We start from the raw sequence: 22,069 nt of genomic DNA, 5'->3' as shown, positions 1-22,069 counted from the left end.
GACCATCGCGCGCCTATTGCTCGAGCAACCACGAGTAGTGATCCTGGACGAGGCGACCGCCGCACTGGACTCGACCTCGGAAGCCGTTGTACAGGAGGCGCTCGCCGAAGCATTGCATGGCAGAACCGCACTGGTGATCGCCCATCGCCTGTCCACGGTCCGCGCGGCCGACCAGATTCTGGTGTTGGAAGACGGTCACATCGTGGAACGCGGCACCCACACCGAGCTGCTGCCCGCGGGTGGTCGCTATACGCAGTTGTACCGCACTCAATTCGCCGACGGATCGACCACGATCGCTGCCTGACCGGTGTATATCCGCTCACGAAAGTCGCCGATACCGGCGGCTCGGCATCCACGATTCAGCGTAGTGCTCCGAATAGTCGTGCCGACCCGTGGTCGTCGCTTACGAACTGCTCAGAACTCGCCCACGACTCCTAGAACAGTTCGACCCGAATGAGTTCCATTCTTGATCGAGTGCAGCACCTGCTGCGCCTCGGTGACCGGGGCATAGTTCTCCAGAGCTGAAAGGTGCCGCGGCCGCAGCTGTTTGCCGAGCCGGGACCACAACTCGCGGCGACGCTCGATCGGGATGTTCACCGAATCGATGCCAAGGAGCGCGACCCCACGCAAGATGAACGGCAGCACGGTGGTGGGCAGTTCGGATCCGCCGGTAAGGCCGCTGACCGCGACCGCACCGCCATAGCTGGTGGCACTGAGGACGGCGGCGAGCGATGCGCCTCCGACACTGTCGACAGCTGCGGCCCAGCGCGCTGTGGCCAGCGGCCGCCGTGCGGCGTTCGGATCCTCCGGCAGCCGACCGATCACCTCATCGGCGCCGATTTCGCTGAGCAGATCGCCTGCGTCGGTTTTGCCGGTAGAGGCAATGACCTTGAAACCGAGGCCGGAGAGTATGTCGATACTCACGCTGCCGACTCCGCCAGTCGCGCCGGTGACAAGCACCGGACCCGCGTCCGGGGTGAGACCGTGGTCGAGCAGCGTTTGCACACTCAGGGCTGCAGTGAAGCCCGCGGTGCCGAGCGCGGCGGCTTCGCGCGGGCTCAGATCCTCCAGCTTGACCACCCAATCCGCGGGCACCCTAGCGTATTCGGCGAAACCGCCGTGCTGGGAGACACCGATTCCATACCCGTGCGCGATCACCAAGTCGCCCGGGGCGAAATCACCGTCGGAAGACGCGACCACCTCACCCGCGAGATCGATGCCGGGCACGATCGGGTAATCGCGGACTACGCCGCCGCCTTTAGTGATCGCCAGACCATCCTTGTAATTCGCGCTCGAGTAGTGCACTTTGATCGTCACATCACCCGGCCCGAGGAAGTCCGCATCGACTTGCTGCCTGGTCAAGACAATCCCGCTCGCCGATTCATGTGCCACCATCGCCCAGAACTCCATGCCGAAGAGCATACGAGTGTCCGGCCTGGACCGGCGTCAACGCGGCAGCAGTCCCGACCGGACGCCGAGCAAGTGGTCGAGGCCGAGCTGGTCGGTGACGCGCAGCGCGGTATCGACGATCCGTGCGTCCTGTCCAGCCGCCATAGCGCCCGCTCAGACCAAACTTTTACAGCGAATTCGATATGAGCTATTGCACTATCGCGCAGGACACACTAGATTCTGGATAAGAAAATTTAATACGAAACTATTTACACGAAAGCTGCTGCTGGTAAGCAGCATTCCCCGAGCGTAAGACGTGTATGCGAGACAGAAAGCGCGCCGCAATGAGGCGGATGCGAGTTCCGAAACGCACCGCACCACTTCTCCCTCTGAGCCGGTCTATATCACATCGGCGGGCGAGAACCTGCGCTCCATCGGGACCAGCAGCATTTCCAGGCGGCGATTGTCACCAACGCTGACACGCGGAGACATCATAGATGTGCGTGAGCGAGTGAAAACTGTATTCGAGCAATGGAGCTCGGCACGTTCGCCAGGACTGCACAGGAGTGAGAGCAATCGCCGCCTCATAACCGACGTCGCGCGCTGATAGCGCGTGCACGTCGGGTGCGGGACGGTTCCCGATTTTCCCATTTCATTCAGCCTATGCGTCATGGACCCAGGCGACCCAGCCCGGTCTGAGCGCTACGGCAGGGATCCGCCCAAGCTCACCTGCAAGTAAAAGCGCAGCCAGATGCGCATTTTCCAACCGAAATAGCGAGTGAGTTCGTCGACGTCGCCCGGCTCATGCTCGCCTCCGGTCGCCCCGCATCATCGAAGCTCGAGCCATCGAAGGAGAGGTCATGACACTGACCGACACGCCTCTGACCGACACCGTTCCTCTGACCGTCGATTCCATCGACGCGGCCGATGCCGGTGCCGGTACTCTCCGCAACGACGAACTCAACGCCCGTATGGACTGGGACCGCATGCTCGACAGCGCCCGACTAGTACTCGCCGCGCAACCATTCGCTCGCCTGGTCGGTACCGAAGTCGTCGCCGTCCGCGAAGGCGCTGTCACCCTGGTCATCCACATTCGTCCGGAGCTACACCAGCATATGGGCTTCGTCCATGGCGGTGTAATCTCTTACGCAGCGGATATCTCACTCACCTTCGCGGCTGGTCCGGTCTTCGGCGCGAACATTGTCACCAGTGGTTTCTCCATTACCTACCTGCGTCCGGCCGCGGGCCTTCAACTGCGAGCGGAAGCGTTCGTCGTCGAAGCGACGAAACGACAGGCCGTCACCCGCTGCGAGATCTACGCCGAAAGCCCGGGCAGCGAACCCGTGCTGTGCGCACTGGCCCAGGGGACCATCAGGGCTGTAGGACAGGACCGCTGAAACAAACGAATCTGAAACAAACGAATACAGCAGAGCCAACCGGGCGCGGAAAAGTTTCCGCGCCCGGTTGCGTCTGCGGTCAAGCCGTTGCCGCGAAGGTGTGCTGATCCACCGAAGGTTCGATGGCGTATGCCAGGATTTCGGACACATCGGCGACGGGTCGGACTTCCAGTGCGGCAAGCACTTCGACAGGTACATCGTCCAGGTCCGGCTCGTTGCGCGCCGGGATGAACACCGTCTTCAGGCCGGCCCGTTGCGCGGCGAGCAGCTTCTGCTTGACGCCACCGATCGGCAGTACCCGACCATTCAGCGTGACCTCACCGGTCATACCCACATCCGAGCGCACCTTACGATCTCGCGCCAATGACACCAAAGCGGTCACCATGGTGACTCCCGCGGATGGACCGTCCTTCGGCACCGCGCCTGCGGGGAAGTGGATGTGAATACTGCGATCCAGTACGGCCGGCTCGACACCGATCTCCGCTAGATGCGAACGCACGTAGGTCAGAGCGATCTGCGCGGATTCCTTCATAACGTCGCCGAGCTGGCCGGTGAGGGTCAGCGAACGCTCTCCTTCGGCGGCATTGGCCTCGATATAGAGGACATCGCCGCCTGCGCCGGTTACGGCGAGACCGGTCGCCACACCCGCGACGGCGGTGCGTTCCACCGAATCCGGGAGGAAACGCGGACGCCCCAGGTAATCCTTCAAATCGCCGAGGCCGATTGTCAAAGCTTCCGCGTCCTCCTCGACCACATCCGCATAGCCGAGTGCGGGATCATAACCCGAGGTAGCGGTTGTCATGGCATGCTCGGACAACCGAGTCGCGGCTTTGCGCAGTGCCTTGGCGATCAGCCGTTCCAGCTGCCGCACACCGGCTTCCCTGGTGTAGTTGGCCGCGATCTCACGCAACGCCTCTTCGGTGAGAGTCACCTCGTCGGCAGTCAGCGCGTTGCGCTCCAGCTGCCTGGGCATCAGGAAGTCGCGGGCGATGGCCACCTTATCGTCTTCGGTGTAACCGTCGACAGTGATCAGTTCCATTCGGTCCAGCAGCGGACCGGGAATGGTGTCCATAACGTTCGCTGTGGCGATGAACAGCACATCGGACAAGTCGAGATCCACATCGAGGTAGTGGTCACGGAACGTATGATTCTGTGCCGGATCCAGCACCTCCAGCAGAGCCGCTGCCGGGTCGCCGCGGAAGTCCGCACCGACCTTGTCGATCTCATCCAGCAGAACAACCGGGTTCATCGAACCGGCTTCCTTCACGGCACGCACGATGCGACCGGGCAGAGCACCGACGTAGGTACGCCGATGACCACGGATCTCGGCTTCGTCGCGCACACCGCCCAGAGCGACGCGAACGAAAGTGCGGCCCAAGGCACGTGCGACAGATTCACCCAGTGAGGTCTTACCCACACCGGGCGGTCCGACCAGCACCAGCACCGCGCCGGAACCGCGTCCGCCGACAACCTCGAGGCCACGGGCGGCACGGCGGGCCCGCACAGCCAGGTACTCGACCATACGGTCTTTGACCTCATCCAAGCCGTGGTGATCAGCATCCAAGACCGCGCGAGCAGCCGAGACATCGGTGTTGTCGGTGGTCCGCACCGTCCACGGCAACTCGAGCACAGTATCCAGCCAGGTCCGGATCCAACCGGATTCCGGGCTTTGATCACTGGCTCGTTCCAGCCTACCGACCTCACGCAATGCCGCTTCGCGCACAGCATCGGGCAGATCGGCCTGCTCTACGCGGACCCGGTAGTCGTCGGCTCCGTCCGGCTCGTCCTCGCCGAGCTCTTTACGAATGGCGTTGAGTTGCTGGCGCAGCAGGAACTCACGCTGACTCTTCTCCATACCCTCGCGCACGTCTTCGCTGATCTTCTCAGTGATCTCTGCCTCGGCGATGTGCGCCTTGGTCCACTCGATCAGCACGCTGAGCCGGGTGGTCGCATCAGCGGTTTCCAGAAGTTCCCGCTTCTGCTCGAAGGTCAGGTACGGTGCGTAGCCTGCGGTATCAGCAATCGCCGAGGGATCGGTCAGCTGATTGACCGCGTCGATGATCTGCCACGCCTCGCGACGCTGCAACACCGAGACGACCAGTTTCTTGTACTCGATGGCCAGCTCTTTCGTGCGGCCGTCCGGAGCGGGAGTCTCCACCAGCTCGGCCTCGACCCACAGCGCGGCACCTGGCCCGGTGACCCCGTGGCCGATCTTCGCGCGCCGCTCGGCCTTGAGGACCGCGGCCGGGGCACCACCGCGCATCCGGCCGACCTGTTCTACGGTGGCGACCACACCATAGGTGGCGTAACCCTCGGTCAGCCGGGGTGCGAGCAGCACAGAGTCGGTCTCGGCGGCGCGCGCGGCATCAATCGCGGCCTGCGCCGATTCATCTAGTTCTATGGGCACGACCATGCCCGGCAGCACGATCGGATCGGTCAGGAACAACACCGGCAGGTTCTGGGGTGTAGGCACGTCTTCGACCCTTCCAAATATTGAGCGTTGTCTACTCAACCCGGGGGTATTCGCGTTTGTTCCACCCTGCTCAGGCCGTTCGCTGAGGGCGAAGGTGGCGAACAGTCGAAATCGGTGCGCCGTTACCTATGGAGTCGGTCGAGAGTTCGCCTGTCGAACAGTTCTGACTCGGCCAGCGATAGCCGCAGGCGAAGTTTGGTGGCACGCTGGTCAGCATGCTGAACAGCGGCACCGTAGCACCTCGGGTGTTGCTGGTCGAGGATGACTATCAGCTGGCAGAGCTGATATCGATATTGCTGGTCGACGAGGGCTACTGCGTGGAGACAGCGCCGGACGGCCAAAGCGGGCTGCACTGCGGTCTGACCCAGCAATTCGAGGTAATGATCGTCGACCGTGGACTACCCGTGCTCGAAGGTTTGGATCTATTACGGGCACTGCGTGATCGCGCGGTGACCACGCCCGCGCTGATCCTCACGGCCAGGGGAACCGTGATGGACCGAGTCGAGGGTCTTGACGCGGGAGCCGAGGACTACTTGGTCAAACCCTTCGAGGTACCTGAGCTGCTGGCGCGGGTACGGGCACTGCATCGTCGCCACCTTGCCTCCGCCTCGGTGCTTCCGGTCGGCGCCAGGCTGCTGATGGCGGCTACCCGCACCGTGGTCGATCCGCACGACGATCACAGTGCGGTGGCTTTGTCCGAACGCGAGTGCGCGCTGCTGACGGTGTTGTGCCGGTCGCCGCGACAAGTCTTCACCCGTCCGCAACTGCTGCGACTGGTATTCGACCGTGCCGATGGCGTCGGCACGGTCGATACCTATGTCCACTACCTGCGTCGTAAACTCGGCCGCCATGTCATCGCCACTGTGCGCGGGCTCGGCTATCGACTCGGCGAATCGTGAGGATGCGCCATCACAGTCGGGTTGCGACAATTCCGACCGAGATAAATGTTCTTCGGCGTACCGCGCGAACATCGGCCCTACAGTCCGCACTTGCGCTCGGGGCGGTGTTGCTCCTGGTCGGCGTGACGCTATACGCCATCAATGTGCACATCCAGGACCGTGAGATCGATGCGCAGCTGGAGCATGCGGCAGCCCGTGTCGACGATGTCGGCGACCCGCCGCCGGGAATGTCGATCGCCATCCGCGACCAGCAGGGCGTCATTTCCGTCAGCGACTCCGCGCCTACAGTCATATCGACTGTACTGACCGGCCCGGCCGGCTACCGGGACATACGATCCGACGGCGAGGATTACCGCGCACTGGTAGCCACCAAGCCAGGTATGCAGATCGCTGTGCTGATGGATCTGCGACCCTGGCACCAGGGTCAGCAACGTCAACTGATGGCATTGATCGTCGCGGAAGCGACCGGGCTGGTCGCGACGGCCGGGGTAGCCGTGCTCCTTTCCCGCCGCACGATTCGACCGCTAGCGGCGGCTCTGGCGCTACAGCGCAGATTCGTCGCGGACGCCTCCCATGAATTACGGGCGCCACTGACCGTGCTGCACACCCGCGCCCAACTGCTTGCCCGCCGGGCCGAGAGCCACGATCACGACCAAGTACTGAGCACCCAGCTGCGCGGATTGGTGGCAGACACACGCGCACTTGCCGACATCGTCGACGACCTGCTGTTGACAGCCTCGGCACGGCATGAGCCCGACCGCGTCGAGCGCATCGATATGCTGCAGTTGTGCCATGAAGTACGCGAAAGTGTTACCGCGCATTTCGACTCTCGTGGCGTCAACATCGCCGTCGTCGCCGAGACGGCAGTCGTACCAGCGGTCGTCGCGGGTACGCGCCCAGCGCTGCGACGGGCCATCTTCGCCCTTGTCGATAACGCGCTGAACCACGAAGAAACTGGCGGCACCGTGACGATGCGTGTGATTCGAACAGGCAGGCAAGTCGAGATCACAGTCACCGATACCGGCACGGGACTCGATCCCCGTGACGCCGAACGGTTGTTACAGCGGTTTGCGCACGGCGACGGGCACAGCGCAGGCACCAGAGCGCACGGGATCGGTTTGGCGCTGGTTCGCGAGGTCGTCGAGTCCCACCATGGGCGCATCACAGTCAGTGGTGCGCCGGGCCACGGTGCGGCTTTCACGCTGCATCTGCCCGCCGCTCGCGATTGAATCGATCGTGCGTCCGCTCGAGAAAACTCCAAGAATCGATCCTTACGCTCAGCCCAGATAACGACTGCGCATCGTGACCAAGGAGTTCGAGCTTTATCGTGACTGAAAAAATCAACGGTCTGCCTGCCCACCCGCTATTCGTTCATTTCGTCGTGGTGCTGGTGCCACTGACCGCGTTACTACTGATGACGTGTGTGCTGTGGCCCGCGGCCCGCCGTCGCCTCGGCATCATTACCCCGGTGACCGCCATCATTACGGTACTGCTGGTGCCGCTGACTACCGAATCCGGTGAATGGCTCAAAAGCCGCGGCGAGTCGGGCCCACTGGTGCGCGCCCATGCGGAGCTGGCCGACCAGATGCTGCAGTGGTCGGTGGCGACAGCACTGCTGTCGGTGGTGTGGTGGGCTATGCACAATGACCGCGTCCTGAACCTGTTGCGGTCAAGGATCCCAAAAATCGATACGGTCGCCGCGTACAAGACTTTCACCGTTGTGGTCGCTGCCATGGCCATCGCGGTGTCGCTCGTTTCGGTGGTCCAGATCTATCGCATCGGCGATAGCGGCGCGCAAGCAGTATGGCACGAGCAGGCCAGCGGTGGTGGTGGTGGCGATGATGGGTAATCCGATCGAAACCGCCCGCACCGGCTGGGGCAATCGTCGCTCAGGCGTTCCGGTCGAGACTCACCGATAATCGGGGTTCTCGAAGTCGAACCGGCACCCGGCATCCCATTCCGAACGCTGGTTGCCATGCGCGGGAATGCCGTGATTGTCCTTCAGGAAACGCGCAAGGTGCAGCAGATTCCATGTCATGAAGGTGGTGTTGCGGTTGGTGAAATCATTCTCCGGCCCACCTGAGCCGATATCGAGATACGATGGTCCCGGTCCAGCCTCCCCGATCCACCCGGCATCCGCCTGCGGCGGGATGGTGTAGCCGAGATGCTGAAGACTGTAGAGAATATTCATGGCGCAATGCTTCACCCCATCCTCGTTACCGGTGATGAGGCATCCACCGACCCGGCCGTAGTACGCGTACTGGCCGGCCTCGTTGAGGGTTGACGAATTCCCGTAGAGCCGCTCGATCACTTTCTTGGTGATCGAGCTGTTGTCACCCAGCCAGATCGGCCCGGCCAGCACCAAGATATCGGCAGCCAGCACCTGCCGCTGCAGCACCGGCCACTCATCGGTACCCCACCCGTGTTCGGTCATATCCGGCCAGACACCGGTTGCGATGTCGTGGTCGACTGCCCGGATATGAGAAACTTGAACGCCCTGCTTCGCCATGAGCCGAGCACTGACATCGATGAGCCCCTGGGTATTACTCGGCTCAGGTGAGCGCTTCAGCGTGCAATTGATGAACAGCGCACGCAGGTCATCGTAGGTAGTCATGTCGTGCAGTTTCCTGCTGACAACGCGAAGGAACAAGGATGACGCGCAGAGTTGTCCGGATAGTCGTTGTACCGGTTCCGCTGCCGAGATAAAGCAAGCACGCTTGCCTTTTTCTGATCTCACTGCGATGCTGAACCCCCGTTAGCACACGAAGCGATGTACGTGGAACCGGCAAGGAAAAATATGGCTGACCTCAACGCTTTGCTCGGCGATTTCGCCGATGAATGCACAGATCTGGAGCAACTCGTCGGTCCGCTGGCGCCGGAGGAATGGGGGCGCGACACGCCCGCGCCTGGGTGGACCATCGCCCACCAGATCGGCCATTTGGCCTGGACTGACGAGGTCGCAACCATCGCGGCAACCGACGCCGCCCACTTTCAACAGATGGTAGCCGAGGCCGGCCCGCGCGCACTTACCTTCGTCGATGAAGCGGCCGAGATCGCTGCGGCCGAACCACCCAGCGAACTACTCGAACGATGGCAGCATGGACGTGCTGCTCTCGCCGATGCGCTGCGTAAAGTACCCGCAGGCGCCAAACTGCCCTGGTTCGGTCCACCGATGAGCTCGGCTTCGATGATCACTGCCCGCCTGATGGAGACTTGGGCGCACGGACAGGATGTGGCCGATGCGCTCGGCGTACACAGAACTCCCACAGCGCGGCTCCGCAACGTGGCGCACATCGGTGTGCGTACCAGGGACTTCGCCTACATGATGCAGGCAAAGACTCCGCCCACGACGGAATTCCGGGTGGAACTGACCGCACCGGATGGCGCGTCCTGGTCGTGGGGTCCCGAAGACGCCGAACAGCGGATAACCGGGCCCGCGCTCGATTTCTGTCTGCTGGTAACCCAGCGTCGCCATCCGGACGACCTCGCAATCCGAGCAGCTGGCGACGACGCCAGATCGTGGCTCGCTATCGCTCAGGCTTTCGCTGGTCCGGCGGGCGCGGGAAGGTCGGCGGGCCAATTCACCTGACCCGTTGACATCCGAACTACCAAAAGATGAAGAGCGGGTGAGCGCCACACTTGGGTGCGCCGTGTTCGTGTCGACGGCCGGACGCCGTTGGCCGGGGGTCTGGATCGGCAGTCGAGAATGGCGCTCACCAACTCCATACCGAGTTACCCGCTAGGGGATCGACAGAAACCTATCCCACGCAATCGCGACTCGGCTAGTATTTCGGCATCCTAGCTGGATGAATTCACCATTCTCGCATACAGATCCGCTATTGCGACGCGCCGCTTCCTCTAGTCCCTCTCTTCCTCGACCCCCTTCCGGAGCATTGCCCGTACTGGTGCGACACCTCGCGGCAATCCCGGTAGCCTGGTCCGGTGTGCTGCTTTCCATAGAGCAGTCGACCGTGGGGAGCGGCAACACAGGGAGGAGGAACGCACCATGACAGCACACCGACCTACTCAGTTCATCCGGCATGCCGCAATCGTCCTCGCCGGTGCCGCCAGCCTCAGCTTGACAGTTGCCGCAGGTACCTACGTTGTCCATCAGATCGGCGATACCCAACACTCGTCTACGCGACTCGCCGTACCGGCTACCCCGCGCATGCCAGAGGAGGCACACTACGGCCGCACGGCTGCCTCCTATCCGATACACGCCGACGATAGCACCCCTTACTCCGTACTCATCAGCGTCAACTCGAACTTACCTGCCGCGATCCCCGAGCAACGCGACATCGGGCCGAGACCTGTTGAACCGCATGACGTGCCACCGGTCGCGCAGGAGCATGCCACGAGCGGACATCGGGAATTCCGGCTCGGCCACACTTACATCAGGACACAGTTCGCCGCAAACGAGAACGACACCGTATCGATCACTGTGGACACGAATGCGCTCACCATTCTCACCGGCTTCCTTCCTTCCGGCCCCACGCCTGAGCAGAGCGACAATCCTACCGATGCCGCTGCTGTGACCACCCTACGCACCGACCTCGACACCCGTAACGGTGAAGTGCAACTGGCGTTTTCCGGCCCGCGATTCGGCGAGCGCGATCTGCGCCCGGACCAGCCCGCCACCACACCCCGAGAACATTCTGTGGACAATGCCACCCCCGACACAGAAACAGCGCTCCCGCACACCGCGGGGGAATCTACCGCCGTATGAATAGACGTCTACCCAGTTTCCGATGAGCGCCTACGATTTCTGTGTCATCGGCGGTGGGATCGTCGGCGTCGCGACCGCGCACCGGATCCTGGCGCGCCATCCCGGCGCGAGCCTGGTACTGGTGGAGAAAGCTCCTACTCTGGCCAGGCACCAGACCGGGCACAACAGCGGCGTCATCCATTCTGGCATCTACTACCAACCAAACAGTCTGAAGGCCACACTGTGTCGCCGCGGGGCCGCGTGGACCAAAGATTTCGCCGGAGCACAAGGCATTCCATACCAGGTGTGCGGCAAACTGCTGGTCGCCACCAATGCTATGGAGTACCGACGCATGCTCGCCTTGCATGAACGTTCGATCGCGAATGGCGTAACTGTCGAGTTGATCGACGCCACGGAACTCACCCGCCGCGAACCGCGAGTCACCGGAGTGGGCGCCCTGTTCGTTCCCGAAACCGGCATCATCGATTTTACCCGGGTCACCAAAGCTCTCGCCGGAGAAGTCCGGAGCGCAGGTGGCGAATTCGTGCTCGGCGCCGAGATAAAGATGCTCACCGAGACCACCGATGCGGTGACCGCCGCGGGCCCGTCAGGCTCCTGGACAGCACGCCGCCTGGTGGTCTGCGCGGGATTGCAGGCCGACCGGTTGGCTCGCGCGGCCGGACTCCGCATCGACTTTCGCATCGTTCCCTTCCGCGGCGAGTACTACCAATTACCACCAGAGCGGGCCGGATTGGTCCGCACGTTGATCTATCCCATTCCCGATCCTGAACTACCCTTCCTTGGTGTACATGTGAGCCCGACAATCGACGGTGCGTTGACTGTCGGCCCCAACGCGGTGCTCGGACTGTCCAGAGAGGGCTATGCGAAAGGCAGCTTCGACACCAGAGATGCACGAGAAGTGCTCGGATTCCCTGGTTTTCATCGATTGGCCACAGCGAATATACGCACCGGCCTGCGCGAGCTACGCAACTCATTGTTCAGACGTGGATATCTGGCGCAATGCCAGCGCTATTGCCCGGAGCTGACGACCGCCGACCTGCTTCCGCGCGCGGCGGGTATTCGCGCACAGGCGGTGCTGCGGGACGGAACCCTGGTACACGATTTCATGATCGAGCGCACCGCGCGTTCGATCCACCTGCTCAATGCCCCCTCGCCTGCGGCGACCTCAGCTATATCGATAGCAGAGCACATCGTCGACCAACTTTGAGGCCTGGCTCTCGCGCATCCACCGAGAGACGGCGACTTCCGAACGAGCGGTGATCGCGAGCCGACAAGCTCGAACGCCAAGTTGTGCATGATCCTCGAATAAGTAGGACAGCTGTAGTACTTTTGACGCCAGTCGTGGGACAGGGAGGGCCTATGGGCCACATCAGGTACGCGAGTGACATAGCAGCGCCGGTCGAGATCGCCTTCAACTACGCGGACAACCCACTATTCGTACCGAATTGGATGTTCGGCGTCGCGGACTTCGTGCCGACCGGCGAACTGGAACACGGACTCGGCTCCGTTTTCCGCACCAACACCCGGGTTATGCTTCTGCGGCCGAACTCGACTTGCGAAATCACCGAATACCGCCGCAATGCCGTGATCGGGTATACGCTCCGTGGACGCTTGTCCGGAACGCTGACGCTACGCTTCAGCCCACTCGGCTACCTGCGGTCGATATTGACCTCCGAGGTGGAGTACAGTCCACCGCGCGGGTTGACCAGTCGCCTGAGCACCAGTCTGGTGGATGCTGCGGTCAAAGGGGCGCTGCGGCGGACGGAGTCCCAATTACGGAGGGAGATAGAGGAATTCTACGGTACCGATCTTGTCGGCCGGATTGCGTAAGGTGCCGCCTATGATCATCGTGAGCACCGACGGATCCTGCCTCCGCAACCCCGGCGGCGCCATCGGCTGGGCTTGGGTCAATCATCAGGGCTCCTCAGCGAGCGGAGCCGCCGTATCCGGAACCAACCAGATCGCGGAGTTGCGCGCAGTACTGGAGGCGATCATCGCCCACCCGGGACCCGAACCCCTGCTCATCGAAAGTGACTCGCTCTACGCGATCAAATGCGCCTCCGAATGGGTGTCGGGCTGGCGGCTCAACGGGTGGCGTACCTCCAGCGGTGGAGCGGTGAAGAACATCGAACTCATTCGGCGAATCGATCAAGCTCTCGCGAGCAGACCGGGTCCGGTCCGATTCCGCTGGGTTCGCGGGCACGTGGGCAACTATTTCAATGAGCAGGCCGACGCATTGGCCGGAGAAGCGGCTCGACAAGCCGCCGTCGCCTCAGCGATGACCGATACGAACACTGCGAAAACGCCCGTAGTAGCCGTCTCTGAGTCGCCGAAGTCTCCAGTGGTACCGAAACAGACTCCGGCAGTAAAGAAACGAAGAGCCGCTCGAAAAACCGACTCCGAGTCGGCGGCGCAGGCATTGACACTGTTCTGATCCACTCGTCCGAACCGGGTGCTACCCCGAGAACTCTGGCGGTGAGTGCGCTTCACGCCGCCAGAACCCTCGGCTGATCAACCTGCTACGGCGCGGGCTTACCCGATGGTGCGGGCTGGGGAGCGCCGCCCGGAGCAGATGCACCCGGCAGCCCGGTGCCCACACCCTTCAGCATCGGTGAGTCGAGCTGTTCGATAAGCCACTTGTCGCCCGACTGCTTTAGCTGTGCGATCACCACGACAAACTGCCGGTGCGGATTGGGGTCGGTGAAGTTGGTCCGGTACTGCGTGAGGGTTACCAGCACCTTGGCCGAAGTCTCGTCACCGGACTGATAACCACATTGCACGTCATCGACCCAGGACTTGACTTTCGCCCGTACCATAGCCTCTTTGAGCGCAGTTTCCGCGTCACCGAACTCTTGCAGGAACTTGCCGGTCGAGCCAGCCTTCACCTTGGCGAAATAGTCGCCGAGATCCTTGGAGTAATCGTATACCGAGACATCCGTACCGAATTTACACGCGGCATTGGTCGCGTCCCGGATGGCGTCGAGCTTGTCACCACGGTCCCTGTTCTGCAAGAAAAAGAACACAACCGCAGTGATCGCCGCGACGGCGATCACTGCGGCCAAGAATGCGGCAATCAGCGCAAAAAAACCAGATCGCTGCGGCTCGGCATGCGACATGGCACTGCTGGGCCAGGAGTCATCCTTCGCCGAACCCGCGTCATCCTTCGCCGAACCCGCGTCATCCTTCGCCGAACCCGCGTCATCCTTCGAAGTCCCGCTCATACCGTCGGTGTCCTTGTCGTTGGCAGCGCCCCAGTCTGGGCGTCGTCGATAGACATCGGTACAAACCTACACTTTCCCGGTACGCATAGGCGCGCACCGATCGGCCGAGCGGTCCGCGACAGCGAACCGCGCACGTCCTGCCTGCGCAGTATTCCCGGCCAGTGTGGTAGCCGCCGGTCCGGGTACGAACTCACCGCACCGGGGGAAGAGTCCGCTCGTTGGGATCCACACCCGGTGGCCTATGTGCACCATTGTTCGGCACATCGGGCCGCGGCGCGTTCGCGGCGCCACGAATCAGCTGACCCGGCGGTGGGTCCACACAATAGTTCCACTTCGGGATCGACCCGTCCTGCACGATCTCGGGACGGGCTTTCGGAGTGTCATAGGCGCAGAACGGCCGTGGCCAGATATCCAGGATCGTGTGGAACTCTCCATCATGGGCCGGAATGCCGAGTGCCTCAGCACCGATTGCCAGCGAAGGGAACAACGCGCGCAGTGCGGGCAGCCGTAGCTGTGCCGCTTTGGTGATTACCTGGAAGTTGGTCACCAGGCTGGTGATCGGATCTGCCGTCTGGTCCAGCACCGCACCGAGTTCGGCGAGCTGACCAGGCGCCTGGTCGAGCACCCTCCGTAGTTCTGCGTCGGCGTTGTTGAATTGTTCGAACAACGTTCTGGAATTGCGGGTCAACGTGGCCAAGTCCGGCTGCGCATTTGATGTGGTAGCCGCGATGGTGCGCAGATTGGTGATCAGACTCGTGGTCTGCGGCAGCAATGAGTCCAGGCCTGCCATGGCGACGCTGATCCCGTTGATCAAGCCGCGTAGCTGATCAGGTCCCGCACTGAGCGCGACATCCAGCTCATTCAGGATGACCTCGAAGTGCTCCGGATTGATCTGGGCGATCAGCGCACTGGCGTTGTCCAGGACCGACCACACCGGGGTCGGCGTGCGGATCTTCGCCGGATCGAACGCGATCACCGCACCGTCGTCCAGATAGGGTCCCCGTTCGGTATTCGGCCGGAAGTCGAGGTATTGCTCACCTACACCGGACAGCGCCTGCACCGCGATCCGAGTGTCCACTGGGATCGCGTACTTCGCATCGATCTGCGCAGTGGCCGCGATAGCCTGTCCGCGATCGATCAGCTTGATCGCGGTGACCTTGCCAATTCGCCACCCGCGCAGTGTCACATCACTGTCGGGTTGCAGGCCACCGGAACGGTCCAGGTTCACTGTGACGGTGTAGTCGGAGCGCAACGGATTGACCCGCATAACATACACACCCAGGTAGGTGACACCCACCAACAGCACGAGTATCAAGCCCAGGTTCGATAACAGCAGTTTGCGCCGCAGCAGCGTGGACAGAAAAGTCATCACGATCCTCCCTCCACCCGCTCTTGCACCACTTGCAGCACCTGGAGCAGACTGCCCGCGAAATCTTGCACATCGCCCAGATCCGGGAGCTTGCCGTGCCGTGGGTCGCTGAGCACGCTGAGGTCGAGGTTGGTCACGGTCAAGTACACCGCGAAACTATTGCCGCGGAAGGTCGCGTCGACCTTCGGCCGCAGCACTCGCAGCCGGTCGAGCAGCACGCCGAAATCATCGCCGGTCTCGGCCAGCGCGTCCATAAGTTTCCGCGTGTTGTCCAGCAACGAAGCCAGCTGGCCGGTGGAGGTATCGGCGTAATCGCCCAAGGCAGCGCTGGTGGTGGACAGCTTGGTCAGTAGATCGCCGAGAGCCCGGTTGTTCTCCGCGATAGCGCCGATCATCTGCGGTAACGTATCGGCCACTTCCCCGAGTTCGGCCCGCCCCGACTCGATTGTGCCTGCCAGGGTGTCGAACTCACTGAGCACGCTGTCCACCCGGGCGCTGTTGGCGTTCAAGCTGCCGATCACGCCGGTCATTTCGGTGATCAGGTGGGCCAGCTGATCACCTCGGCCGCCGACGATCGAGTCCAACTCCGCGGCCAGCTTCGACAGGCTGGCGATACCACCGCCGTTGAACAGCATGGAAACCGAGACCAGCAACTGCTCGACCGTGGCACCTGCGGAAGTGCTATCGCGCGTGAGCGTATCGCCGTCGTGCAGCATCGCCGCGCCTGGTCCGGTCTTGGGCTTCGACACCGCGACGAACACATCACCGAGCGGAGTGGCCTGGCGCAGCTCCGCAGTGCTTCCCCTGGGCAACTCGATATCCTTGCGGATGGTCAGATCCACAATGGCCTGGAAGTTCTTTGTCGCGATTTTGGTGACCACACCGACATCCGAACCGCCGATCTTCACCTTCGCCTGATCGGGCAGGTTCAACGCATTCTCGAATACCGCGTGCACTGTGTAGGTATCACCGGGCACGCCCGGTTTCGGCAGCGGCAGCGACTCCACTGTCACCCCGCAGCCCGAGGTGAATCCCACGCCGGCCACCGCTGCCACGGCGACCAGCGCCCTGCGTATCTTGCCCGTCACCCGGTAGCTCACTTCGTTAATCCGAGCAACGCGGCGGTGAGGCCGTAGTCAGGTCCGAAGTCTTGCATATTTCCAGTGCGACAGCCGTCGGCCCGCATCTGGATGCGTTCACAGAACAAACTGACGATTTCTCCGGACAGCGCGGTACCGATCATCACATGTAGCCGAACGTACTGGCCCTCACGATTAACGATGTTGTTGATGTTCTGCATGACCATCGGTGCCAGATCGACGATCTCGGTGACGCCGTAGGCATTGTCCCGCAACTGCTGGGTGACGTTGGTCAGGCCGGTCATGGTGCCCGACAGCTGATCCTGGTACTGCGACAATGTGGTGCTCGTATTCTTCAAGAACCCATTGAGCTGGTCGAGTGTGGCCTGCAGACCAGGGGATTGCTCGGCAAGCAAGCCGGATAGCTGCGTCATCTGGTTACTGAAGTCGCGCACCGACTGGTCGTTCTCGGCCAGCATGGTGGTGAGCTCGTTCAGTTTGATAATGATGCTGGAAATCGCGTCTTTGTTGTCCACGCCCACCTTCAGCGCGCTGGACAGCGCGGCGAGGGTGTCGCGGATCTGCGCACCATGACCGTCGAGCATGGGATAGAGCACCCGGCCCGATAGCGGACCGATACCTTCAGCACCCGGCTCAGGCTTCAGCGCGGCGGCGAACTGATCGATCGTTTTGATCATCCTGTCCAGCTCGACTGGCGTCTTGGTGTGCGCTTTGGGTATATGCGCACCATCTGACATAGTGTCTCCGCTGGTATAGACCGGGGTGAGCTCGATATGCCGGTCGGTCACGATAGATGGCGAAATAATCGCTGCCATCGCCCCTTTCGGGATCTTGACATCCTTGTCGATGGACATATGCACCTCGACCAGCGTGTCCCTCGGTACGACCTTGTCGACTGTGCCGACGTCGAGTCCGAGCACTGTGACCGGATTGCCCTCGTAGACCCCCGCGATGTTCTCGAAGTCCGCAGTGATCCGGATAGTGCCGCTCAACGCGTCGTTCACCGAGCTCGGCAATAGCGAACAACTGCCCGTTGCCAGCGCCACGGCGCTGATCACGAGTGTTTTCGCGACGGTACGCACCGAAAAAGCCGTGCGAAATGTCATCCCTGGCACCCCTCGATAACTTGGGCGAAGCACAACCAGTTGTCCGGAAACGGCCACGGCAGACCGACATCACCGTACGGACCGCTACCGCCCCACGAGTTCGCCAAGTAACGCAAGGACGGCGGCATGATCGACAGCAGCCGGTCCAGGTTGTCCTTGTTCTTCTGCAGCCCCTCGGACATGGTGTTCAGCTGTTGGAGCATCGGGCCGAATTGGTTGTTGTTCTCCGCGCCGATCCGCTGCAGTTGCTGCGATAGTGTCGCGATATTGTCGAGCAGCTGCCGCAGCAACGCTTGGCGCTCCATTACCCGGCTGGCGATGGCCTCACCCTGAGTGATGATGAGCAACACGCTGTTGCGATTGTCCGCGAGGATCCGAGTGACCCGGTCCAGATCCTGGAGCAGGGCGCTCACCTCGTCCTTGCGATCATCGATCACCTTCGCCAAAGCTCCGACACTGTCGAGCGCCTGCGCGGTCAATGCGGGTGAGCCGTTCAGCTGCTTGTTGATCAGGTTCAGCGATGCCGCGAGCTGCTCGGTATCAAGTGCCTCGAACTTAGGGGTTCCGATCTGCACCACGTCGGCCAGATCATAGGGCACCGAGGTATTGGATAGCGGAATTCGCTTGCCCGGCAGGCCGGTGCCATCGCCTGGCTCCAGGTCGACGTATCTGGTACCGAGCAGTGTGGCCATCTTGATCGCGGCGCGCGCATCTGGACCGAGTTCCACATCGTTGTTCACGTTGAGGGTGAGCAGCACGTGACCCCGCTCCAGTTCGGCAGCGACCACCTGACCGGATGACACGCCGGCGATATTGACTTTGTCCCCCACCCTGATACCCGCGGCCTGGGCGAACTCCACCTCGATCGACTGCTCGCCGACCCCGATGAACTTATAGGCACTGGACACCACCAACAGAAGCACGATGAGCATGCTGCCGATGAGGCCCAGCCAGAAATACCTGTTGCTGTCGAATCTGGATTTGAGCTTTGTCATCATGGGCGGCACACCGCCGAGTGCGAAGTACCGCCGATCTGCGAGAACACCCCGCGAGGGAAGAGAACGCCATAGAGCGAAACATCCAAACCGCACAGATAGGAGTTGGCATAAGCGCCCTCTGAGGTGTGCCTGCCAGCCGCTGCCAGGACGTTCGGCAAGTCGATCGCCGCTTGATCCAGTTTGGCGCCATTGTCCAGTAACAAGGTGAGTGCCGCGACGGTGGAGTTCTGCGTGGTCTGCAGCTTCGGCTGAATCTGGCCGAGCATGTCGGCCAGCGAGGTGGTCGCGCTCGCAATCTGCTCTGTCGAGGCGAGTAACGACTGGCCCTGTTCGTACAGCCCGCCGATCAAAGCCCGAGTCTGCGTTACCAGGGTCTCCAATTCATCACCTCGCTTGGCCAACCCCGACATCACGCTCGACAGGTTGGTGATCACATCGGACAGAATGGCGTCCCTGCGCTGGAAATCGGTGGCCAGCTGCGCAGCCTGAACAATGAACGCGCTCAAGGAGACACCATCGCCCTGCAGCGCCTGGATGAAGGTCTCCGATAAACGGTTCACCTGTTCCGGCTGCAGCACCTGGAAAAGCGGCTGGAACCCGTTGAGCAGACCTGATATGTCGAATGACGGCTCGGTCTGTTCGAGCGGGATCGACCCGTTGCTCTGCAGCGGTGTCGGATTCGGCGCCGCACCCGGAGCCAGCGCCACATACCGTTGACCGATCAGATTCTGGTAGCGGACCAGGGCTTTGGTGTCATCGTAGATGGTCTGATCACGCTGCACGACAAACGTGACCTCGGCGACCGACTTCCGCAGACCTGCGTCCCGGCTCAGCTGGATCTTCTCGACCTTGCCTACTCGTACGCCCGCCATGCGCACGTCATCGCCCTCGTGTAGACCGAGCACGTCGGAGAAGGTCGCGGTGTAGGTGTTGGTGTCACCACTGACCCTACGCGCCAATGTATTCCATACGACCACCGTGACCAGGATCGACACGACAGTGAAAATGCTGAATCCGATCAACGGCTTGCGGATGCTCATCATCGGGCACCGTTGTCGGATACCTGCATGGTTCCGCCCTTCAGAATCGCACTCAGCAGCAGATATTCCGCAGTGGTCGGTTTGCGGCCGAGCAACGCGACGATCGCCGAATCACCCTGATAGGAGATCGGTGTCCCTACTGAGGCCGGCGCGGTGGCCGGAGCCGGGGGCGCCGGGATACCCGGCAGTGCCAGACCTGGTGGCAACATCGGAAACAAGCCCTCGAGCGGGGTGCCTGCGAATGGAGCCTGCCCTCCGCTGGTCGGCGCGGCGGTGTCGGCCGGACTCAGGCCCGGAATAGTGAGACCAGGGATCGATGGCAATCCCGGCATCGGCACCACCGGGGGCAACCCGGCGGCCGCATCCAGTGCGCGTGGCTTCAGCTTTTCCGGCAACTCGCCGACATCGGAGACAGTAGGAGCGGTAGCGCAGCTCGGACCGGCCATCTCACCATAACGTGGGCAATCGGCCACGGTGTACGGCCGGTACGGGGTCAGCGTGATACCCGCGTTCCATGCCTGCTGCTTCTGCGGGCCCCAGGTGAACGTGGTGTCCATCCGGCGCGTGGTCTCGCTCAGGTTCAACAGACTCCGAGTGATCGACTCCGGGTCCGCGGCAAGGGCGCCGAACATATCGCTGGTTCCCGCAGTCACCTCCTTGCCCGCATTCGGATTGCGCGCGAACAGATCGTTGAGCGTGTCAACGGTCCCGCTGAAACCGGTGATCAGAGCGACCAGCTCACTGCGGCGATCAGCAATGGTGCGCGCGGTCCGCACCGAACTGCCGAGGGCTGCGACCAGCTCGGGCGCGGACTGGTTGAGCGCGTGGAACGACGCGGAGAAGTCGCTCAGCAACACGCCGAGATCTGGGATCGAGTCGTCGACCGCCTGCAGCCAGCGGTCCAGTCGCTCGACGGTAGAGCCGGGCATCCGGCCACTGCCGTCCAGCGCTTGGGACAAAGTGCCCAGTACTCGGCCGAACTGCACCGGGTCGATCCGGTCGAGGATGGCGCGCACCGTGGTGAGCGTGTCCTGCAGCGCGATAGTGCCCTGGCTGCGGTCTTCCTCGATAACGGAGCCCTCGTGTAAAAACTGATCCGAGGGACCGTTGAAGACCAGTTCCACGGAAGTGACGGCGAACAGGTTGCTCGGCACCACACGCGCGGTCACAGTGGCCGGGATGTCACCGGCGAATTCCGGTTTCATCTCGATCCGTACCTCCTGCAACTCTCCTTTGGCCGCGACGTCGACGTTCTTCACCGCGCCGACGAGTACGCCACGGAACTTGACGTCGGCCTGCTCGGGCAGGCCATCACCCGTAGTGGTCAGATTCGCGGTGACATCGACTTTCTTCTGGAAATAACCCTGATAGCGCAACATCAACAGACTCAGCACCAGCGCGAAAACGACCAGACCACATATGCCTGCGATGAACAGCTGCCGCGTAGTCGGCCCGCGACCGCTGGGATCGATGATCATCTGATGTTCACCCCGAGATCCGGATGCCGGGGTTGACGCCCCAGATCGCCAATGTCATGAACAGGTTCGCGAAGACAACCGCAATGATGCACATCTTGATCGCCCGCCCTGCGGCAACACCGACGCCCTCGGGACCACCTGAAGCGAAGAAGCCGTAGTAGCACTGGATGAACGTGGTGATCGCGACGAACAGGATCGCCTTGATCAGCGAATAGACCACGTCCATCGGGACCAGGAACTGATAGAAATAGTGCTGGTAGGTGCCGCTTGCGGTGTCACCGATCAGCTGCACGGTCAGTGCGCAGGAGATGTAAGCCATAGCCAGCCCGAGACAGTACAACGGGATGATGACCACCATTGCCGCGAACATCCTGGTGCTGATCAGATAGGGCAACGGCCGAATGGCGATGGATTCCAGCGCATCGATTTCCTCGGAAATACGCATGGCACCCAGCTGCGCGGTGAACCGGCAGCCTGCCTGCGCCGCGAAGGCCAGCGTCGCGAGTAGCGGGCCGAGTTCGCGTGTTGTCGCGAACGCCGAAATGGCACCGGTGATCGGGCTCAGGCCGAGCAGGTTCAGCGAGTTGTAACCCTGAATGCCAACGGTCATACCGCCGAAGGCACTCAGGATGACGATGACGCCGATAGTGCCGCCACCGACGACAAGATTGCCGTTTCCCCAGGTCACGTCCGAAAGTAAACGCCAGACTTCCTTGGGATAGTGCTTGAGAGCCAAAGGAATCGAGCCGATCGAGCGCAACAGGAAAAACACCTGGTGACCGAGCCTGGCGAGTAGATCGACTCGTGCCCGAGCGGATTTCCGGATCGTCTCCAGGGGCCGTAGCAGCGGCGGTGTATAGGTTGATGACACTA

The 22,069-nt window shown here is 62.0% G+C and carries 20 protein-coding genes and 1 pseudogene; 10 read left to right on the top strand and 11 right to left on the bottom strand.

What is annotated here, in order from left to right; all coding sequences use genetic code 11:
* Positions 1-304 (top strand): annotated as a pseudogene (locus ACX4ZE_RS16865) (ABC transporter ATP-binding protein); the annotation flags it as partial.
* A gap of 110 nt (positions 305-414) precedes the next feature.
* Here the strand turns inward: ACX4ZE_RS16865 and ACX4ZE_RS16860 are convergent.
* On the bottom strand, positions 415-1,410 hold the full coding sequence (locus ACX4ZE_RS16860) for an oxidoreductase (protein WP_480274388.1): 996 nt from the start codon (positions 1,408-1,410) through the stop codon (positions 415-417).
* 950 nt (positions 1,411-2,360) lie between these two features.
* Between ACX4ZE_RS16860 and ACX4ZE_RS16855 the strand changes: the two genes are divergently transcribed.
* Entirely contained in the window at positions 2,361-2,786 is a 426-nt protein-coding gene (locus tag ACX4ZE_RS16855) for a PaaI family thioesterase (RefSeq protein WP_480274399.1), read from the top strand.
* A 79-nt stretch (positions 2,787-2,865) separates the two neighbouring features.
* On the opposite strand, the gene lon is transcribed toward ACX4ZE_RS16855, so the two are convergent.
* The gene (lon, locus tag ACX4ZE_RS16850) at positions 2,866-5,199 is read right to left on the bottom strand and encodes an endopeptidase La (RefSeq protein WP_480274398.1); all 2,334 of its coding nucleotides are present in this window, start codon (positions 5,197-5,199) and stop codon (positions 2,866-2,868) included.
* 275 nt (positions 5,200-5,474) lie between these two features.
* Here lon and ACX4ZE_RS16845 point away from each other — a divergent pair, with 275 nt between their 5' ends.
* From ACX4ZE_RS16845 to ACX4ZE_RS16835, 3 genes are all read left to right on the top strand, one after another.
* Complete coding sequence (locus tag ACX4ZE_RS16845; protein ID WP_480274387.1) at positions 5,475-6,158, top strand: response regulator transcription factor; 684 nt, start codon at positions 5,475-5,477, stop codon at positions 6,156-6,158.
* A gap of 104 nt (positions 6,159-6,262) precedes the next feature.
* Entirely contained in the window at positions 6,263-7,387 is a 1,125-nt protein-coding gene (locus tag ACX4ZE_RS16840) for a sensor histidine kinase (protein ID WP_480274386.1), read from the top strand.
* 98 nt (positions 7,388-7,485) lie between these two features.
* Positions 7,486-8,007 carry a DUF2231 domain-containing protein gene (locus ACX4ZE_RS16835; RefSeq protein WP_480274385.1) on the top strand — a complete coding sequence of 174 codons (522 nt, stop codon included), beginning with the start codon at positions 7,486-7,488 and terminating at the stop codon, positions 8,005-8,007.
* A 60-nt stretch (positions 8,008-8,067) separates the two neighbouring features.
* On the opposite strand, the gene ACX4ZE_RS16830 is transcribed toward ACX4ZE_RS16835, so the two are convergent.
* Positions 8,068-8,772, bottom strand: a complete 705-nt coding sequence (locus tag ACX4ZE_RS16830) for a flavodoxin family protein (RefSeq protein WP_480274384.1) — start codon at positions 8,770-8,772, stop codon at positions 8,068-8,070.
* 183 nt (positions 8,773-8,955) lie between these two features.
* Here ACX4ZE_RS16830 and ACX4ZE_RS16825 point away from each other — a divergent pair, with 183 nt between their 5' ends.
* The 5 genes from ACX4ZE_RS16825 to ACX4ZE_RS16805 all read left to right on the top strand — a co-directional run bounded on the left by ACX4ZE_RS16825 (position 8,956) and on the right by ACX4ZE_RS16805 (position 13,318).
* Entirely contained in the window at positions 8,956-9,747 is a 792-nt protein-coding gene (locus ACX4ZE_RS16825) for a TIGR03084 family metal-binding protein (RefSeq protein ID WP_480274383.1), read from the top strand.
* Positions 9,748-10,164: 417 nt separating this feature from the next.
* Positions 10,165-10,884, top strand: coding sequence for a hypothetical protein (locus tag ACX4ZE_RS16820; RefSeq protein WP_480274382.1), 720 nt, complete (start codon positions 10,165-10,167; stop codon positions 10,882-10,884).
* A gap of 22 nt (positions 10,885-10,906) precedes the next feature.
* Complete coding sequence (lhgO, locus tag ACX4ZE_RS16815) at positions 10,907-12,091, top strand: L-2-hydroxyglutarate oxidase (RefSeq protein ID WP_480274381.1); 1,185 nt, start codon at positions 10,907-10,909, stop codon at positions 12,089-12,091.
* A 152-nt stretch (positions 12,092-12,243) separates the two neighbouring features.
* On the top strand, positions 12,244-12,714 hold the full coding sequence (locus ACX4ZE_RS16810) for an SRPBCC family protein (protein ID WP_480274380.1): 471 nt from the start codon (positions 12,244-12,246) through the stop codon (positions 12,712-12,714).
* Positions 12,715-12,724: 10 nt separating this feature from the next.
* Complete coding sequence (locus ACX4ZE_RS16805; protein WP_480274379.1) at positions 12,725-13,318, top strand: ribonuclease H family protein; 594 nt, start codon at positions 12,725-12,727, stop codon at positions 13,316-13,318.
* Between the two features lie 85 nt (positions 13,319-13,403).
* On the opposite strand, the gene ACX4ZE_RS16800 is transcribed toward ACX4ZE_RS16805, so the two are convergent.
* The 8 genes from ACX4ZE_RS16800 to ACX4ZE_RS16765 form a co-directional block, all read right to left on the bottom strand.
* Complete coding sequence (locus tag ACX4ZE_RS16800) at positions 13,404-14,105, bottom strand: hypothetical protein (RefSeq protein ID WP_480274378.1); 702 nt, start codon at positions 14,103-14,105, stop codon at positions 13,404-13,406.
* A 190-nt stretch (positions 14,106-14,295) separates the two neighbouring features.
* On the bottom strand, positions 14,296-15,474 hold the full coding sequence (locus ACX4ZE_RS16795) for an MlaD family protein (protein ID WP_480274377.1): 1,179 nt from the start codon (positions 15,472-15,474) through the stop codon (positions 14,296-14,298).
* On the bottom strand, positions 15,474-16,574 hold the full coding sequence (locus ACX4ZE_RS16790) for an MCE family protein (RefSeq protein ID WP_480274376.1): 1,101 nt from the start codon (positions 16,572-16,574) through the stop codon (positions 15,474-15,476). The genes ACX4ZE_RS16795 and ACX4ZE_RS16790 overlap by 1 nt, the downstream gene beginning before the upstream one ends.
* Positions 16,571-17,680: an MCE family protein gene (locus tag ACX4ZE_RS16785; RefSeq protein WP_480274375.1), complete on the bottom strand. Its 1,110-nt coding sequence runs from the start codon at positions 17,678-17,680 to the stop codon at positions 16,571-16,573. The genes ACX4ZE_RS16790 and ACX4ZE_RS16785 overlap by 4 nt, the downstream gene beginning before the upstream one ends.
* Entirely contained in the window at positions 17,677-18,675 is a 999-nt protein-coding gene (locus ACX4ZE_RS16780) for an MCE family protein (protein WP_480274397.1), read from the bottom strand. Before ACX4ZE_RS16780 ends, ACX4ZE_RS16785 begins: the two co-directional genes overlap by 4 nt.
* Positions 18,675-19,718, bottom strand: a complete 1,044-nt coding sequence (locus tag ACX4ZE_RS16775) for an MCE family protein (RefSeq protein WP_480274396.1) — start codon at positions 19,716-19,718, stop codon at positions 18,675-18,677. Before ACX4ZE_RS16775 ends, ACX4ZE_RS16780 begins: the two co-directional genes overlap by 1 nt.
* Complete coding sequence (locus ACX4ZE_RS16770; protein ID WP_480274374.1) at positions 19,718-21,196, bottom strand: MlaD family protein; 1,479 nt, start codon at positions 21,194-21,196, stop codon at positions 19,718-19,720. The genes ACX4ZE_RS16775 and ACX4ZE_RS16770 overlap by 1 nt, the downstream gene beginning before the upstream one ends.
* A 7-nt stretch (positions 21,197-21,203) precedes the next feature.
* Entirely contained in the window at positions 21,204-22,067 is an 864-nt protein-coding gene (locus ACX4ZE_RS16765; protein WP_480274373.1) for an MlaE family ABC transporter permease, read from the bottom strand.
* Positions 22,068-22,069: the final 2 nt, after the last annotated feature.

This window comes from Nocardia sp. TBRC8007 (assembly GCF_056629435.1).
This window is presented reverse-complemented; position numbering and strand designations above follow the sequence as displayed.